The organism is Peptoniphilus grossensis, assembly GCF_001940285.1.
Classification (GTDB): domain Bacteria; phylum Bacillota; class Clostridia; order Tissierellales; family Peptoniphilaceae; genus Peptoniphilus_A; species Peptoniphilus_A faecalis.
The window spans coordinates 1,914,998-1,932,582 of sequence record NZ_MJIH01000001.1 but is presented as its reverse complement, the minus strand read 5'-3'; the positions used below and the strand labels follow the sequence as shown (position 1 = coordinate 1,932,582).

The window sequence follows — 17,585 nt, the reverse complement described above, 5'->3', positions numbered from 1 at the left end:
TAATTTTACAAGAATTTAAGAAATTTGTGTTATAATAGCTAATAAATTTGGAGGAATTATGAAAAATAAGATTTATATAACAGGACATAAAAACCCTGATACAGATAGTATATGTTCTGCCATTGCTTTGGCGGAATTAAAAAATAAATTGGGTGAAAATGCTGAAGCAATTAGACTTGGCAATATAAATAAAGAAACCGAATTTGTTCTCAAGTATTTTAACGTTCCTAATCCAAGACTTAAGGCTTCTATTAAACCACAAGTCCGTGATATTGAAATAGACGCTGCTTATTGTGTCGATTCAAGCCTTTCTATGGCTTCGGCAATGGATTTGATTCAAAAAAATAATATCAATTCCTTGCCCGTTGTAGACGATGACGATAACCTCATTGGAATCGTAAGTTTATCCAATATTGCGTCATCTTATATGGAAGTTTGGGACGACTCTATAATTGGTAGGAGTAACACAAGCTTTGAAAATATTTTAGATGTACTCAAGGGTAAAGTCCTTTATCTACCAAAAAATCCAAGAAAGTTATCAGGTAAAATGGCTGTTAAAGCTATAAAAAATCAAGATTTGATAAATGAAAATGATATAGTAATTGTTGGCGACGATGTAAAAGACCAAGAAGCTGTAATTAAAAAGGGCGTCTCTCTTTTAATTCTTACAATTTCAAGTAAGCTTGACGATAAACTTTTAGAACTTGCAAAGGAAAATAATGTTGCAGTAATTTCTACTGGGCTTTCAACTTTTATGGTTGCGAGAATTTTACCACAATCCGTTCCCATTGAATATGTGATGACAAAAAATGATCTAGTTGTATTTCACAAGGATGATTTAATTGACGAAGTCCGTGAAAAAATGGCACAATCGAGATTTAGATCCTATCCCGTTCTCGACAATAAAAATAAAGTAATTGGAAATATTTCCCGTTACCACTTGATTTCAAATTTAAAGAAAAAAATAATTTTAGTTGACCACAACGAAAGAAATCAATCCATTGATGATATAGATTCTGCAGAAATAGTGCAAATCGTAGATCACCACAGAATTGCCAATATTTCTACAAATTCTCCAATTTATTTTAGAAATGAACCTGTTGGATCAACTGCAACAATTATTTCAAAAATGTTTTTTGAAAATGGAATAAAGCCTTCTCGTGAAGTTGCTGGTCTTCTTTGCGCAGCTATAATTTCTGATACACTTTTATTTAGATCTCCTACATCTACTGACACAGATAGATATGTGCTAAATAAAATGAAAAAAATTGCAGCTATTGATGTAGATGAATTTGCAATGGAAATGTTCAAAGCAGGCACAAGCCTCGAAGGGAGAAAACCAGATGAACTTTTAAAATCTGACGTCAAAAACTTTTCTATTGAAGGCATAAATGTAAGAGTTTGCCAAATTTTTACTATGGATTTGGAAAGTACGACTTCTGTGGAAAGGGAATTAAAAGAAGCAATGGAACACTTTGTAGAAACATCTGATACAGATACTTTTGTTTTAATGATAACGGATATATTTAAAGAGATTTCTGAGGTAATCCTTGTGGGAAGTTTTAAAGAGGCAATTGCAAGAAAATTTGAAAAAGAATTAATTGGCGACAAATTTTTATCTGAAGGACTTCTTTCAAGGAAAAAACAACTTCTTCCTAAAATTAGTTCTGCAATATCAGAAGAACTTTCATAATTTTTAATAAAAAAGAGCCATCCTTTGAACTGCCCCAAAAATTGGACCTAAAAACCAACTTAGAAGGTTAGTTCACTTCGATAGACTCTTTTTTACTTTATTTAGAGCAATTCCCATTGCAATCGCAAGAATTTTCATTATCATCTTTGCAATTGCAACTGTGTTTATCTTCGTGATGGTCATGTCCATCACCATCATCTTCCTCGCTCTCATCCATGTATACATTTAAATCCTTAACTCCATAAATTTTTTCAAGTTCTTCGGAAAATTCAACTACAGATTTTTCATCAAAACCATAGATGTAGACTTCGCTACCATAATTTATGATTTCTAATTTTAAAATCCCATCATTATAAAGACTTATTCCCATAAAGTTGAGAGCAACATCTCCAATTAAATTATCTAAAATCATTTTTTTAAAGTCTTCATCAATTATCCCCTGAAAGATATATTCATATCCATCTTCATCAGAGTAAACCGCAAATTCTTCAACTAATTTTTTTGATTTTTTATCTTCTTTTAAAACTTTAATCTGATAGGAATCACATTTATTTAAATAAATTTTTAAAATATCTGAAACTGGGCTTAAATCAATTTCTTCTTTAATAAAGACATCATTTTCAAAATTTATATAGTACAAATAATCACTCCTTATTTTGTTAAAAGATAAAATTCAATATAGGCATCTTCTAAATTATCTTCTTTTGGAAAATAGATATTTGTAAATAAAATTTTATACCCATCTTTTTCCATTGCCAAATCTTCTAACTCTATTTTGTCTTTTGTATTTCTCAAAACTTTTAGGTTGTCTTTTAATTTTGCCAAATCAATTGTCATAATATCTTTACAATCTTCACCTGATTTTTTATAAATTTTTATTTCTCTTTTAGTTTTTTCAAATTTATAATCTCCAGATGTAACAACATCATCAAGCGAATATACAAAAATTAAATTTTTGTAACCTTCAATGTCTATATTAAATTTAAGTTCATTGTCCTTTGGAAAATTATCTGTATAAGAATAACCGAGATAATTTTTGTCTTCGATAATATTACTGAAGCCAAATAATTTTGTGAAACTATCTTCACTTAGCTTAAAATCCTTAGGTATATATTTTAGTTCAGACACTCTATCAGTTTTTGCCATATAGCTAACTATACCTACTATTTGGTTTTTCGCATCACTTTCAATATTTAAATTAGGCTTAATTTCTTCTCCTGCAATCATTTTATTGTCTTTTAAAAGTTTTTCGAATCTTGATTTTTGAGATCTTACGCTAAGGCTTGGTGCCGATGCAGGTCCTATTCCCGTAATTAAAATTATTACAGATAAAAATATCGGTATAGTTATATTTGAATTTTCTCTATACAAAATATAATAAATGAGAGAAAGAAAAACCCAAATTCCTATTGCTATAACAATATATCTGTTTTCCGTTATTCCATATTCATTAATTCTCAAATAAATTGCAAAAAACATCATTCCCAATAATGGGAAAAGTGTGAAAGGAAAAATAATTTTAAATTTGTTAATAATTTTTATCGAATCCACTCTAGACAAGAAAAATAAATATACTATTGAAAAACTTGCAAACCAAATAACTAAATTTACGATTAAATTATTAGGAATTTGCCAAAGCACTAAAATTTTTACAAAATACGCAAGTAAAATTGCTGTATATATAATTACAATTGGTGCAATTATATAAACTAATAAAATTTTAAAAGCTTTAGGATATTTATAATCTGTGAAAGAATCTCTAACTTTTGGAAAATCAGAAAAAAAGGTTACAACATTAAATAATATAAAAGAAAAAATTGCCACTCTAAAATAAACTAAGGACTGAAAATTAAATTTAAATAAACTATTTAATGCAAATATAATTCCGCTTACACCAATAAATACAATAAAGCTGTAAATATTTGATATTATAAAGGACTTTAAAATTTTTGCAACATAAGCTACATAATCCTTGTGGTAACTAAATTTCCCAATAAAGGATGAAGATACAACTAGTGCTGCAATCAATGTAAAATAAATAAAATTATTATTATAATTAGCTAATATTGTAGCTTCATTGTAAACAAGTTCATAAACTCCATATAAAATTGGAAAGGTTATTATATAGGAAAGTACCCTGAATAAATTATTAGTTTTTAAGTTTTTTAGGTCATAGTAATTTCTTAGTCCTTCATTAAAAAGTCCAACAAAGGTATAAAGAAAAATTCCAAATACAAAGACTAAACCATAGCATCCCATTCTATTTGTAAACATATCATCTTTTTCATAAAAAGTCGATATAATCAAAAACACTGTAGCAAGCATGGCACTTATAATAGTAAAGGGGAATCTTTTAAAGGTGTTTTTAATACTATTAAAATTAAATAATGTATAATTAAAAATTCTCATAATTGCCTCCCTATTTTAATAATATATCAAACATCTTAAATTTTAAAGTAAATAGTAAAAATCTTTATCATTGTATCTACTTTGACATATTTATTTTTTGTACACAACTTTTCCTTCAGAAATCGTATAAAGAACTTCTCCCTTTAAAACTTTATCTTTAAAAGGAGTGTTTGATGATTTTGATTTAAATTTTTCAATTTTATAGCAACTGTTAAGGTCAATAATAGCTATGTCAGCTATTTTAGCTTTTGCAATTTCTCCTCCCTCTAATCCATAAATTTTTGCTGGATTTGTACTCATTAACTCAATTAATTTCATAAGAGTTATCTCATTATTTAAAACTAAATTTTCATAGCAAATTGAAAAAGAAGTTTCAAGTCCAATTATTCCTGATGGTGCCTTGGTAAGTTCTAAAGCCTTTTCTTCGTTGCTATGTGGTGCATGGTCTGTTGCTATAATTTCAATTGTTCCCTCTTTAATTCCCTCAATTATTCTTTTTCTGTCCCTTTCACTTCTAAGAGGCGGATTCATCTTTGCCAAACTTCCATATTTTAAAACTGCACTGTCCTTTAGTGCAATGTGATGAGGAGTTACTTCTGCAAAAATATTTGCTCCCATAGATTTTCCAAATTTAACTAGTTCTACTCCTAAAGCTGTTGAAATATGCTGTATTGAAATCTTTGCACCAGTATAAATTGCCATAGCAACATCTCTTGCTATAAAAGATGTTTCTGCAATAGTTGGAGAGCCTTCTATATTTAGTTTATCTGAAACTTCTGAATGATTTATCCCATTTTGAATAATTAAATTTGGATCTTCTTCGTGAAAAGAAATTATTGCACCTAGCTTTTTTGCACGATCCATGGCTTCTAAAATTAATTTAGAATTTCTATTTGGAATTCCGTCATCTGTAAAGGCAATGGCACCTGCTTTATAATTTTCTTCCATATCGACAAGTTCAATATCGCTAAAATTCTTTGTAAGAGCTGAAACCGTAAAAACCTTCAAAGGGAGTTCTCTTGCCTTCTTATAATGTTCAATAATTCTTTCTTTATTGTCGATTTTAGGACTAGTATTAGCCATTTGAATGACAGTGGTAAATCCACCGGCGATTGCTGCTTCACTTCCGCTTTTTAAATCTTCTTTGTAAGTTTGACCAGGATCTCTAAAATGAACGTGAACGTCAATAAATCCGGGAACTACAATTTTTCCGCTGGCATCAATTATTTCTTCGCTAATATTTGATGTATCAATATTTTTTTTAATATCAATGATCTTTTCCTTTTCAATTTTTATATCTAAAATTTCATCAGTTTTTGAAAGAGGATCTATTACTCTTCCGCCTTTTATAATCATATTTTCTCCTATTTATAAAAATTTTAAAAAAAGACGAGGAAATCCTCGCCCTTCTAAAATTTAATTATTCTTCTTCACCTTTTTCTTCGTCTTCGTCGTAGATTTCTAAATCGTCAAAGTCAAAATCGTCATCGTATAAATCGAAATCCATATCTTCATTTCCGTATACATAATCCTCTAAATCCGCTAGATCTTCTTCAATAATGTCTACATAATCTTCGATTTCTTCATGTGATTCTCTCATTTCATCAATAACATCACTTAAAATATCCACAAGTTCAGATATAATTTTCCCTTCATTAGTAGTTGTGTCCAAATCGTACCCATCACAAAGACCTTGTAAATAAGATATTCTCTTTAATAAATATTCCATATTCCCTCCAAATTAAACTCTAGACATATATTCGCCATCTCTTGTGTCAATTCTTATAATGTCACCTGTATTAATAAAAAGTGGTACATTAAGAGTGAAACCTGTTTCAACAGTAGCTGGTTTAGATCCACCACTTGATGTATCGCCTTTGACACCTGGTTCAGTTTCCGTTACTTCTAATTCAACAAAATTTTGAGGTGTAACTCTAAAAGCCTTGCCCTTATAAAAATTAATAGTTGCCATATCATTTTCTTTGATAAAGTTAAGAGCATCTTCTACCATATCTTTTTCTAGTGGAATTTGTTCATAAGTTTCTTGATCCATGAAATAATATAATGTTCCATCAGAGTATAGGTATTGCATTTCTTTATTTTCAATTACAACTTTTTCAAATTTTTCTGATGGATTAAAAGTTGTATCTTTAATGCCACCAGTAAGTACAGATTTAATTTTACTTCTTACAAAAGCTGCACCTTTTCCAGGCTTAACGTGTTGAAAGTCTAGAACTACCCAAACATCTCCGTCCCATTCAAATGTAAGTCCTTTTCTTAAATCTCCTGCTGTTATCATATTTTCCTCCATATTAAGTATTGTCTTCTATATCATAATAGTTAAGTGAAATTGGCTGAAATTTTATGTATTCAGGCAATACAGAACCAAATTTTTCGAAGACTTTTGGTTTATATTTAACACTTATGCCAGAATTTTTATCGTATAAATTTATTAAATATCCCTCTAATTTACAATTATTAAAAATTTCTGCATTATCATTTAAAATAATTATACCAGATATTGCATTGTCATTAAACAAAACTTTATTATTTATTAATAAAATTTGATTGTTTATGCCTGTTTCTATATTTAGAGTTCCACTCTTTTGAATAATAACATCTACATTGTCTAGCAAATAAAGAGGCTTCCTTTTTTTTACATTCTCTCTCAGGTTTTCATCATAGACTTCAACTTCTTCAAAGATGAATTTTTTGCCCTTTTCAATTCCGTAGAAAAAATCTCCATCTAGATTTAATACTCTATTGTCTCCCTTGGACCAATTATTTTCGTTAAAGAAATTTCTTATTTTTTCTAAATCATCTTTATTTACTTTACCTGAATTTAAAACTCCATCTTCTTCTTTGTAAATTTTGTTGACATAATTCGCCATGATCTTAGCACCTGCTATGGAATTTTTATATTTTGCATCAGCCTTAAGTTCAACTAAATCTACATCTATGCCCTCTTTATTTACATAGTTTCTTTTTCTTAATTCGAGTTTCTTTACTTCTGTATCCTTTGGCTTGAATTCACAATTTAAATTTCTATATCCTTCATTAGAAAATATGAAATTTCCCAATTCTTCATTAAAATCATTTTCAGAAATCTTTATATTTAAAAGAGATTCCACTGCATATTTTGATTGAATTTTTTCAACTCTATTTAGATTTATATAAGATGCATTTGAAATATATGAATAAATAAAATAAAAGAAAAGAGCAAGAAGTGAATTTAAAATAATTGTAAAAATGTAAATATAGCCCTTTCCTTTTCTATTCATAAATTGGTATCCTCTTTGCTACTTTAAAATTTATTTTATCTCTATTTCTATATTCCAAGTAAATGTTAAAATAATTTCCACAATCAGAAATTTTAAAACTCTTTATTTCTCCAGTCATAGAATTTTTAATTCCACTTGATGTATTTATTTTATTCAATAATGTATTTACAGTATTAGAAACCCTATATAATTGGTTTGTTTTTTTCTCATAATTTATGTAATTGTACTTGTTTCCCATTTTTTTAATAAAATAAATTTTCCCATTGATTAAAGCGTAATAATCACAGCTATCTATTTCATCTTTTATATACTCAATTGCATAAGACATTTCAGAATTTGCATTTTGGTTTAAATAGATTTTATTCAAAGCCTTTTGTGAAACTCCAAGAATAGAAGTTAATATCATTGAAATAATTAAAAGGATAGCAATAGAAAGCACTATTTCAATTAGTGAATAACCCTCCCTTCGTGATATAAACCTCAAACTTAATTTCTTCATCAGTATCATGCCTCTTTCCACTTACTATTACATGATTTAATTTGCCTTCGCTGTTTTTTGTAACATTAATAATAAAGTCCTCATTTTCACTATCTGCATTACCAAAATTCAAATTTAAATCTTTATTATTGTAAGCTTCGCCAATTATTTCCTCCATTTTTGAATTAAGAGCATAAACTAATGCTTCTCTTTCTTTTATATTATTTTGGTTTTCTAAAAGAGTAATAATATTTGGCATAATTACTGATGCAATGAGTCCTATTATGGCTATAGAAAATAGTATTTCGATCATCAAATGACCCTTGTTTTTAGTTTTTAAATTCATCGTAACTAACCTTTCCAGTAACAGGTTGTATTGTTATTTTAACAGTTTTTTTATCATTTATAGTATAGTTAATAGTTCCAGCAGAATTTTTATTAGCTAAAAAAGATGGCTTCCCTTCAGTTGTAAAATTAATAACTCTTACATTTGTTGACTTAAGTTTAACTAATTTGTTAAATTTTACATGTCTACTTTTTCCTAAAAAATTAAGAATGTAGCCATCATTATTTATTTTTATACTAGTTCTACAGTTATTAACTTGGGAATAATTCTTCAATTGTTTTATATCTAAAGCCATGGTCTTGAGTTGCTCCTTAGCTTCGATTTTGTCGCGAACATTAAGATTAATATTGGCAATAGATAAAAGAATTAATAAAATCCCAATACATATCACTAACTCAATTAATGTAAATCCTCTAGATTTCTTCATCATACTCAACATCTTTTACAAAAAAGAATAAATCCTCGTTATTTTGTGGCAAAAAATAAATATAGCTAATATCGTATGCTAATAAATTAATTCTAAACCACTCAGCCTGACATATCTCTCCTGTAAAGGGGATTTGTTCCCCTGAAATATTTATAATTCCAATTTCCTTGCAGGAATCATAGGGGAAAAATAGTGAAAGAGAAATTCCGTCACAGTACTTTTCTACTCCAAGTTTAACAATATCACCTATGCTTTCCGAATTTATATAAAATGATGTAATGCCCGACTCGCTATGATAAGTTGTCTTCACATTATCCTCAACAATGAATTTGTATTCTTTATTTTTTTTAATCTTATTTTCAAAATCATCAAATAAAATTGGATTAATATATTTTGATTTATCCCTCTCAGGTTTTGAATTTATATTAATATCTGCGGAAGAAACTTCTTTGCTCTTAATTTTATTGTCAATATTTTTATTCTCTTTACTAATGTCTTCTAATTTAGAATTTTTTATCATAGCCACTTTAGTGTTTTTTAATTGGTCTGCTTTTACACTTTCTCCTACTTTTTTAGGATTAATTTCTTCCCCTTTAATTTGATCTTCTATTTTTTTGTCTTTTTCACTCCCATTAAAATAAGCTCCTTTTAGATCTGAATAATAAATTGCTTTAGATGGTTTTTCCGCTTTTAATCTATAGGAAAAAGAATTTTCATCATCCCTATTTAGTTCAATAGTTGAATACCCATAATAATTTGTGAAAGCAGAAATTTTTTTGATTTCACTATTATTGACCTTCCCAGAAATTAAAAGGGTCTCAATATCTGTTTGCCCTTCCTTGGTAAAATTATCTCTGCTTAAATTATTTTCAGAAGCAATTTTATCTAAGTTTTCATTGGAAAAATCTGAAAGTCCATTATATTTATAAATAGGTTTTTCAACTTCAACATTTTTGTTAAAATTAACTTCAGATACTTTTTGTGCTTCCCTTTTTATCAGAAAATTATAAAATAAAAATTCTAAAAACAATAAAATAAAAATTAATAATAAAATCTTCTCTCTTTTTGAAAATTTTCTATATCCAATTTTTTTGCTTAAAGCATCAAATATGTCCATTTAATTTTTCCTCTACAAGACTTGATAGCCTTTTATTTAGATTTGTATTTGGGTGAATCCCATCAATTAAATCCTCTTCTATGTAATTTTCTTTAGCATAATCAAAAAAGGAAATAACTTTAAAATCTTTAGCCTTCTTTTTTAAAATTTTGTCCAGATTTTCTATTTTCTTATTTACTGAACTAAAATTAATAAAACTTTCATAGGCTTCGTCTAAATTTTTAAATGACGTAGGATAGGGACTTATTATAAAAATCCTTCCTCCCAAGGTTTTCAATTTTTCAATAATTTTGTATATATTATTTAGTACATATTCAAGAGATCTACCATTAAAAAAATCATTGAGACCTATATGAACTAAATATATATCGTAACTCATTGACTTATTTATAAGATATAAAAGTTCATCTGTTGTAAAACCATTGACACTATAATTGTCAATATCATAACCTTTTCCCGATAAATAATAAATTAAAGACTTTCCACCAACTAAATAACCTTCAAATATGGAGTCTCCCAGAGCACAAATCCTCATAAAACCTCCTAAATAAGTCCCTCTTCTAAAAAACTAAAATATTTATTGTCGCCAATAATTATGTGGTCCAAGATTTTGATGTCAACAATATTTGACGCCTCGACAAGACTTTTTGTAAGATTAATATCTTCCTTTGAAGGGCTTGCGTCTTATCAAGAGTAAATTACAAAAGAATCATTTAAATCAATACTTTCACTTTGAATACATGTATTTGAAGTGGAAGGTACTTATTTCAAAAATAGTAAAACCTGTATCTTAAATTACTTAATAGTAACATAAGATACAGGCTGATTTTTTATTCATTGTTATTTATACTAAAGCACCCGATAGCTCTGAAAACAATCACAAATTCAACTTTTCAAAGCCACAGCTTTAAGTTATTTTGTCCAGACAACCCCCATTGCCCAACCCATTTTATGGAATTGGCATCCAGGCAACAACTTTTCATATAAATCGTAATAATTTTGTTCAGATAGGTACTTATCTGAAGCTAAATGCTCAAGCCATGATTTAGATGTGTTGTGATTATAAATTCTAATCGCATTTTTTATTCCAAATTTGAAACAATGCGGTAAAAACTCTTGGATTGCCCCTAATTTATAAACATAGGTAGGCGGTGTCTCGACTTCAGATACATTATCAAGAATAACTATTCTTCCTTCCTCATTCAACAGTTCCTTCATTTGCTGTATTACGCTGGCTATATCATCCAAATGATGAAAGGTTGTTCGGCTTACAATAAAATCAAACTTCTCATTAAAATTAAGTTGTTCTGCATTCATATTCAGATAGACCGTATTTGTTAGTTGACGTTTAGATTTGGCAAGATCGAGCATTTGATTAGAAATATCAATCCCTACCACTTCATCATAATAACTTGCTAATTTCTCCACTAACAAACCCGAGCCACATCCGATATCTAATGCTCTGCCTTTCTTTGGAGACATATTAGACACAAAGAATGAATAATCATTCAAAAGCTCATTCACGAAATCGTAATCTTCTGCAACCTTATCAAACTGTGATTCTATTGTATTCAAAAAGATCCCCCATTCCTACTTTATCGACATTCTTTCATTACTTACCACTTTAGATGTTTTTTCGTTGGGGATAAAACTTCCCTTTAGACAATTTTATCCAAAGACAATACAACAGTGCAACTTTATTAAAGTCACTGTCCTTTATCGCAGCCTTTACTTTTTAGTAAAGACAGTGGCTTCTCTTATCAAGTTTCAAAACATATTATTTTGAAGAAAACGTCCATCTGAAGTGTCAAGTGCAAAATTACATATAAAGGTTTATTCTAAAATGAAAAGATGATACAATCATATTCAGTTACATAAGGAGGTTTCAATTATGTGCACCAGTATCGCAGTAGTAGATATTACTTTATCTCATTCATAATGAAAAAAATGGCAAGGAGAAGATTATAATGAACCAGAAAAACCCAAAGGACACTCAAAATTTTATTACTTCTAAAAAGCATGTAAAAGAGATATTGAATCATACGAATATAAATAAACAAGATAATGTAATAGAAATTGGATCAGGAAAAGGTCATTTTACCAAAGAACTTGTCAAAATGAGTCGGTGGGTGGATTCTATAGAAATTGATGAGGACTTGTGTCAAGTCACCCAAAAAGTCGTGAAGCCTTTTCAGAATATAAAAGTTATCCATACGGATATTCTGAAATTTAACTTCCCCAAAAACAAAGACTATAAAATATTTGGTAATATCCCCTTTAACATCAGTACTGATATTGTCAAAAAAATTGCTTTTGAAAGCAATTCGAAATATAGTTACCTTATTGTGGAGAATGGTTTTGCAAAAAGATTACAAAATACGAAACGAGCTTTAGGTTTGCTATTGATGGTGGAATTGGACATAAGAGTTCTCAAAAAAGTGCCACGAGCATATTTTCACCCTAAACCGAATGTAGACTCTGTATTGATTGTTCTTGAACGACATCAACCATTGATTTTAAAGAAGGACTACAAAGAGTATCAATCTTTTGTTTATAAGTGGGTAAACCGTGAATATCGCGTTCTTTTTACTAAAAACCAATTCCGACAGGCTTTGAAGCATGCAAATGTCACTAATATTAATAAACTATCGAAGGAACAATTTCTTTCTATTTTCAATAGTTACAAATTGTTTCAGTAAATTAAAGTAATAAAGCGTTCTCTAATTTCACAAGAGAACGCTTTATTCTTCCCAAAAATTGTTCAATATTTATCAATAAATCAGTAGTTTTAAAAGTAAGCACCTGTTATTGCAATAAAATTAGCCTAATTGAGAGAAGTTTCTATAGAATTTTTCATATACTTAACGAGTGCTTTCACCTTTGAATATAGTCCTTCCCACTTATCATCACACTCTCCCCGATAGCCTTTTCTAGCTATATCCAGTAAAGTTACATGCTCTTTAGGTAAAAGAGGTATAGCCCATTCTGCAGCGACATCTTTCGAGGTAATTTCACCAGTAGTCACTGTTTGCCACATTCGAGCTAGGGTTAAAATTACATTACGCTCATCACCTTTTATCCCCTCAATTAGTTCTGGCAAAGAATCCTTAATTGCTCTTCGAATATCTGTCAAAGGTACGGAGACAAGTATACTTGAAGAATCAGGACCAAATAGAGAAATACTATTCTTTCTTGCTTGTGCTAAAACAATAGCCAAATCAGGATCATAGCTTGGTTCCTGAATTTGTCCATTCTCAAATTCACCCCTGAGCCACTCACCGTATATAAATTCTCTTTTTGGAGGATATTGCCAAGGGACAACTTCACTCCTATTTATAACCGTAACTTCAAGTGGTCTAACAGAATCCGTATTTCCAATCTTTCCTGATATAGTCATTAGTCTTTCTGTTAGTTTTTTTCGAGTTAATTGAGGTAAACTATGATTCACGACGACTAGAACATCTACATCGCTGTTAATGCGTAAACCACCATTTACTGCTGAACCAAATAGATATACTCCAACTATTGAACTTCCAAATAAATCTTTTACGATTTTTAATGTTTGAATCGCTTGATTTGGTATTTTTCCGTTAATCAAATTGCTCATGATTTCACCTCGTTGATTATGTTCATATAAAGTTTATATTGATACTCAATTTACTTACCCTAGATTGGACATATACTTAAATTACTGTTCAATAAAGCTGACCGTTAGCGTTTAAGTACATCCTTTCACAATTTGTCTACAGATTAATAATTATTCTTTATTATACAGATCTCCATATAATTTTTGAATTTGGTTCTGTAATTTTTTATTTTCTTTTTCTAATTCCATTACTCTTCTTTTTAAGGTTTTAATAAGGATTTCCTCCGAACGAGAACTTTTCTTGGGTTTTGAGACTACATTTGCTGTTATTTGACGCTCACGAAGGGATTCGATTCTTTGCCTAATATCGTGTTCCTTATAAAGCCATGATTTAGAAACATTAGCTTCCTTTGCTATTGAATTAAAATTAATAACTTTACCTTCAATCGAAAATTTAGAAATCGCTTTGTCTACTTTTTCCCTTGTCTTTTTTGATTTCTGCTTCGCCAAACGTACAATTTCTGTTGTATTTCTAACTTGTTTATCCATTGATAATTACCCCGTCAAACTTCCAATGATTTGTTCTAAACGCTCTTTAACACGGCTATTAGTCTCTACTTGTCTTTGCCATTGTTTATCCTTAGCTATGGCTAATAACTCTTCTGTACGCTCTAACTGTTCTTCGTGCTGTGGTAAGAATTGCTTACTGGTACAGAAGTGAGTGCAATCTAAGCATGCATTCGCATGTGGACAACCACCTGCTACTACTGGCAATCTACAATAACCATTTGGAAGCACTTGTGCATTTATATTTTTCTTGAACCATTGAAGCTCTACATCATCGACTTCATTATCTTCATCTAGATCAAGCACATCTCCATTATTGGTAACCAGTTTTTCCTGAAATTTAGTAAATTCATTTTTTAGAGTTTCATCAAAGATATGAGCGTATCTGCTTGTCATTTCTGGGCTTTCATGCCCCAAAAATTTCTGCACAATATGCTGGGGCATCCCGTTGTTAATCATTCTTGTTCCTACTGTATGGCGAAAGGCATGGGCATGGAATCTATAAATCTCACCTGATTTATCCACTATATTTTGCTCATAAGCTAATTTATTTAACTCACCTCTAAATGTTTCTTGTTTTAATGGCGATCCATCTTTTCTTGGAAAGAGGTATTCACTATCTGGAAATTCCTCTGAAACTTTATCTTCCCGAACTTTAATAAGTAAAGCTACCTCTTTAGATATTGGAACTATATGCTCCTTTTTCATTTTCCATTGATAATACTTTAAAAAGAAATCTCCATCTTTGTCCTCTAATAGACAGCCTTTTTTCAAGGTGCACAATTCACTTATCCTCATTCCACATTCTTGAACAATCATAGTCATCGTAGCTATATATTCGGGTAATTTATCAAGATGACTGTTCAATTGCTCTAGGACGAATTCATCTATAAAGCGTGGTTTTGCTCTTGGTATTTTCGGATAGTCCTCAGAATAAATTAATATTTTGGAAGGAACATCATCCCATTCTAGCCTAAGAAGGGTACTAAATAGTCCTTCCAATATAGAGATCCTCCCAGTTATTGTACTAGGTTTTATTCCCATCATGTTTAGTTCACTTAAATATGCTTCAATTTCCACTCTCGTTAATTGGTGTACTCTCTGAACTTGTTTAAATTTCATGTCCAGAAAATTAAAGAACTCTTTAAGTCTTTGGGCAATATCACTTACATAGGAAAAGCTATCCACGTTCAATCTCAACTTACAATATCTTTTTACAAGTTGTTTAAAATATGTATTCCGAAACCCTTTAAAGTTAATTGTATATTCATATTGTGTTGGGTTAACCTTATCATCTGGCAAAGGTAAGTTACGTCTATCCCAAACGTCTTTATCCCACTCCTCTCCATCAAAATAAAAGTTCTCATAAAACTCCATAAATTGTTTTAGATTAGTAACATAGTAGGAATTAGCTTTTACAGGTGTTTTTTCTTGATTAGCAGTAATCTTATAATTAGTAGTGGTAATTCTAACACCCCGTTTTGTCAAATAAGTTCTATACTCCGTCATTGCTTTTTCAATAGGAACTTCAGTAATTGAAGTAATGCTAGGATACTTTAAATCTAAGAAATCTAACATTTTATTAATTACTGTTCCTTTTCTAATCCAGACAGTTTTTGCATTCCATATTCCATTGTTTAAATGGTAAAAATAAAAATATTTCAATTCTGTTCTTAACCACAGATTTTTAACACGTTCAAAACGAACCCAACGATTCCTTAAAGCAGGATTCTTACTTAATTCTATGGCAGAAGGATGTGGACATTTTCTTATATCCCAACTATTATTAGCCCAAAACCCCTGCATTTCTTCATTCATTACAGCTATTTTTTTGCTAATCTCACTCTGACTAATAATTTTCCTTTTACTAGAAGCATTCATTTCTTATGCTCCTTTCTCTCGAGGTATTTATTAAACTCATTTTTCATATCCTGATCTGAAAGATGAACATAGGTATTTAACGTTGTCTGAACATGTGCGTGACCTAATCTCTTTTGAACGAACGCAACATCCCATCCTTCCCTAATTAGCTGCGTTGCGTGAGTGTGGCGAAGCATATGTGATGTAAATTCTATTCCAGTCCTTTTAACTATTCTTCTAACTAGATCAAGAACACTTTGGTACTTTAGTGGTTTCCCAAAATAGCCTTCTTTTAAGGAAATAAAAACATAATCATGCTCCAATTCCTCACTATACTCATATATCAAGTAATCTGTATAAAGTGACATAAGTTCTTTACTCACATGTATTGTTCTTTCCTTCCTTAATTTAATATAAGCTTCATTAACATTAACATCTCTAGGTGTTAAATGGATTTGATTGTCCCAAGTGACAATATCTTCAAGCCTAAGCGATAACACTTCACCGATTCTTAAACCACCCTCATACATAAGCATTAAAATTAATTTATCTCTTTTCGTATGACAAGCATCAATAATTTGCTTAACTTCCTTTGATCTCAATGTTCTTATCTGTTTCTTTTTAACCCTTAACTTTAAGACATTCTTTTGGTATCTACCCTTATTAACATGATGTAAAAATCCTTTGAAATTTCTTCCCTTTGCTTGTTTAAATACATCAATTGATTTAAATTCTCCTAATCTACTTAAATAATCAAGAAAACTCATAACTACATTTAAAATTGTATTCACTGTCGTTTCTTCTCTTATGGCTTTTTTTGACTGAAGATCAATTACATTTGATGCTGAAGGATATCTCAACCAACCTACGAAGTCTGCTAACAACTCAAAGTTAATATCATTAAGAATAACACCTCTCTGTTCCATGAACTCGTACAGCAACTTTAAATGATAGCAGTATGCCTTAATGGTATTAGGAGACTTACCAGTATTATCTAAGTATTTAATAAATTTCATTACTGGTTCTATTAGCTGGTATTCTTTATCTAGTAATAAATACAATGGATACGGCTTATTCTCCACTTCTATCCTTTGAACCTTCACATGTTCCCACCTCTTTAAATACTTTAACTACTACAAATTATAAACCTTGTTAATTTTTATTTAAAGTAAAATATCCCTTTAATATCTCCTCTTAAACTACTTTAACTACTATTATTTATTATACTATGGTTAATGGATCTCCTGTTGGATGATTATGTAATAAAATTATACTATGTGCATTGTCCTGAATTGCAGTTCTAAAAACTTCCCTTGCGTGGACAATGGTCATATTAATAGTTCCCTTCGAAATTTCTCTAACAAAGTTTATTTCTTTTTTAGTGTTTAGCGTCATAATCCTAAAATGCTCTTCTTCCAAAACGCTCATTTCACTTAAAACATAATTTGCAGCAATAGACGGCGATGTAATTTTAATTTTTGAATTGTAATTACTAACAGCAAGTCGCATTCCAAGTTGTACAGCAGCAATAATCATAGCAGCTTTTGCTTGTCCGATTCCATCAACCTTCATCAAGTCTGAAAAATTTGCATTTTTAAGGCTGTTTAGACCATCTTCATCATTTTCTGATTTTAAACTTCTAAGAACCTTTTGAGCAGTATCAATTGCTGAATCACCTGAATTTGTACCAGTTCTTATAATAAGAGCTAAAAGTTCGGCATTGGAAAGATAATTTGGCCCAAATTTTATTAATTTTTCCTGAGGTCTTTCGTCTTCTGGCATTTCCTTTATTGTGTATTTTTCCATTTCTCTTTCTCTCAT

The 17,585-nt window shown here is 29.9% G+C and carries 19 protein-coding genes and 1 pseudogene; 2 read left to right on the top strand and 18 right to left on the bottom strand.

The window, feature by feature from the left end; genetic code table 11:
- The first annotated feature begins 58 nt into the window (after window positions 1-58).
- Complete coding sequence (locus BIV18_RS09300) at window positions 59-1,693, top strand: putative manganese-dependent inorganic diphosphatase (protein WP_075660314.1); 1,635 nt, start codon at window positions 59-61, stop codon at window positions 1,691-1,693.
- Window positions 1,694-1,790: 97 nt separating this feature from the next.
- Here BIV18_RS09300 and BIV18_RS09295 read toward each other — a convergent pair whose 3' ends face one another.
- From BIV18_RS09295 to BIV18_RS09235, 13 genes and pseudogenes are all read right to left on the bottom strand, one after another.
- Window positions 1,791-2,333, bottom strand: a complete 543-nt coding sequence (locus BIV18_RS09295) for a hypothetical protein (RefSeq protein WP_075660313.1) — start codon at window positions 2,331-2,333, stop codon at window positions 1,791-1,793.
- Window positions 2,334-2,344: 11 nt separating this feature from the next.
- Window positions 2,345-4,102, bottom strand: a complete 1,758-nt coding sequence (locus BIV18_RS09290; protein WP_075660312.1) for a DUF4153 domain-containing protein — start codon at window positions 4,100-4,102, stop codon at window positions 2,345-2,347.
- A gap of 90 nt (window positions 4,103-4,192) precedes the next feature.
- Window positions 4,193-5,458, bottom strand: coding sequence for a dihydroorotase (locus BIV18_RS09285; protein WP_075660311.1), 1,266 nt, complete (start codon window positions 5,456-5,458; stop codon window positions 4,193-4,195).
- 64 nt (window positions 5,459-5,522) lie between these two features.
- Window positions 5,523-5,831 (bottom strand): CD1247 N-terminal domain-containing protein, encoded by a 309-nt coding sequence (locus BIV18_RS09280; protein WP_075660310.1) that lies wholly within the window; start codon window positions 5,829-5,831, stop codon window positions 5,523-5,525.
- A gap of 12 nt (window positions 5,832-5,843) precedes the next feature.
- Window positions 5,844-6,401: an elongation factor P gene (gene efp / locus BIV18_RS09275; RefSeq protein ID WP_075660309.1), complete on the bottom strand. Its 558-nt coding sequence runs from the start codon at window positions 6,399-6,401 to the stop codon at window positions 5,844-5,846.
- A gap of 13 nt (window positions 6,402-6,414) precedes the next feature.
- Window positions 6,415-7,383: a hypothetical protein gene (locus BIV18_RS09270; protein ID WP_075660308.1), complete on the bottom strand. Its 969-nt coding sequence runs from the start codon at window positions 7,381-7,383 to the stop codon at window positions 6,415-6,417.
- The gene (locus BIV18_RS09265; RefSeq protein ID WP_075660307.1) at window positions 7,376-7,882 is read right to left on the bottom strand and encodes a PulJ/GspJ family protein; all 507 of its coding nucleotides are present in this window, start codon (window positions 7,880-7,882) and stop codon (window positions 7,376-7,378) included. The genes BIV18_RS09270 and BIV18_RS09265 overlap by 8 nt, the downstream gene beginning before the upstream one ends.
- A complete protein-coding gene (locus BIV18_RS09260; protein WP_075660306.1) occupies window positions 7,827-8,207 on the bottom strand; it encodes a type II secretion system protein in 381 nt (126 codons plus the stop codon). The genes BIV18_RS09265 and BIV18_RS09260 overlap by 56 nt, the downstream gene beginning before the upstream one ends.
- The gene (locus tag BIV18_RS09255) at window positions 8,191-8,637 is read right to left on the bottom strand and encodes a prepilin-type N-terminal cleavage/methylation domain-containing protein (RefSeq protein WP_235860822.1); all 447 of its coding nucleotides are present in this window, start codon (window positions 8,635-8,637) and stop codon (window positions 8,191-8,193) included. Before BIV18_RS09255 ends, BIV18_RS09260 begins: the two co-directional genes overlap by 17 nt.
- Window positions 8,621-9,751, bottom strand: coding sequence for a hypothetical protein (locus BIV18_RS09250; RefSeq protein ID WP_075660304.1), 1,131 nt, complete (start codon window positions 9,749-9,751; stop codon window positions 8,621-8,623). Before BIV18_RS09250 ends, BIV18_RS09255 begins: the two co-directional genes overlap by 17 nt.
- Window positions 9,738-10,286, bottom strand: a complete 549-nt coding sequence (locus BIV18_RS09245) for an SGNH/GDSL hydrolase family protein (protein WP_075660303.1) — start codon at window positions 10,284-10,286, stop codon at window positions 9,738-9,740. Before BIV18_RS09245 ends, BIV18_RS09250 begins: the two co-directional genes overlap by 14 nt.
- An 8-nt stretch (window positions 10,287-10,294) precedes the next feature.
- A pseudogene (locus BIV18_RS09240) lies at window positions 10,295-10,423 on the bottom strand (JAB domain-containing protein); the annotation flags it as partial.
- A 240-nt stretch (window positions 10,424-10,663) separates the two neighbouring features.
- Window positions 10,664-11,326, bottom strand: a complete 663-nt coding sequence (locus BIV18_RS09235) for a class I SAM-dependent methyltransferase (protein ID WP_001092058.1) — start codon at window positions 11,324-11,326, stop codon at window positions 10,664-10,666.
- A 392-nt stretch (window positions 11,327-11,718) separates the two neighbouring features.
- Between BIV18_RS09235 and erm(A) the strand changes: the two genes are divergently transcribed.
- On the top strand, window positions 11,719-12,450 hold the full coding sequence (gene erm(A), locus BIV18_RS09230; RefSeq protein WP_002360844.1) for a 23S rRNA (adenine(2058)-N(6))-methyltransferase Erm(A): 732 nt from the start codon (window positions 11,719-11,721) through the stop codon (window positions 12,448-12,450).
- A 125-nt stretch (window positions 12,451-12,575) separates the two neighbouring features.
- On the opposite strand, the gene BIV18_RS09225 is transcribed toward erm(A), so the two are convergent.
- The 5 genes from BIV18_RS09225 to BIV18_RS09205 form a co-directional block, all read right to left on the bottom strand.
- Window positions 12,576-13,358, bottom strand: coding sequence for an aminoglycoside nucleotidyltransferase ANT(9)-Ia (locus tag BIV18_RS09225; RefSeq protein WP_000067268.1), 783 nt, complete (start codon window positions 13,356-13,358; stop codon window positions 12,576-12,578).
- A 150-nt stretch (window positions 13,359-13,508) separates the two neighbouring features.
- Window positions 13,509-13,886 (bottom strand): DUF6262 family protein, encoded by a 378-nt coding sequence (locus tag BIV18_RS09220; RefSeq protein WP_000361059.1) that lies wholly within the window; start codon window positions 13,884-13,886, stop codon window positions 13,509-13,511.
- Between the two features lie 6 nt (window positions 13,887-13,892).
- Window positions 13,893-15,785, bottom strand: coding sequence for a site-specific integrase (locus tag BIV18_RS09215; RefSeq protein WP_001557544.1), 1,893 nt, complete (start codon window positions 15,783-15,785; stop codon window positions 13,893-13,895).
- Window positions 15,782-16,825 carry a phage lytic cycle repressor MrpR family protein gene (locus BIV18_RS09210; protein ID WP_046400596.1) on the bottom strand — a complete coding sequence of 348 codons (1,044 nt, stop codon included), beginning with the start codon at window positions 16,823-16,825 and terminating at the stop codon, window positions 15,782-15,784. The genes BIV18_RS09215 and BIV18_RS09210 overlap by 4 nt, the downstream gene beginning before the upstream one ends.
- Before the next feature lie 160 nt (window positions 16,826-16,985).
- Window positions 16,986-17,585, bottom strand: a complete 600-nt coding sequence (locus tag BIV18_RS09205; protein ID WP_083635571.1) for a JAB domain-containing protein — start codon at window positions 17,583-17,585, stop codon at window positions 16,986-16,988.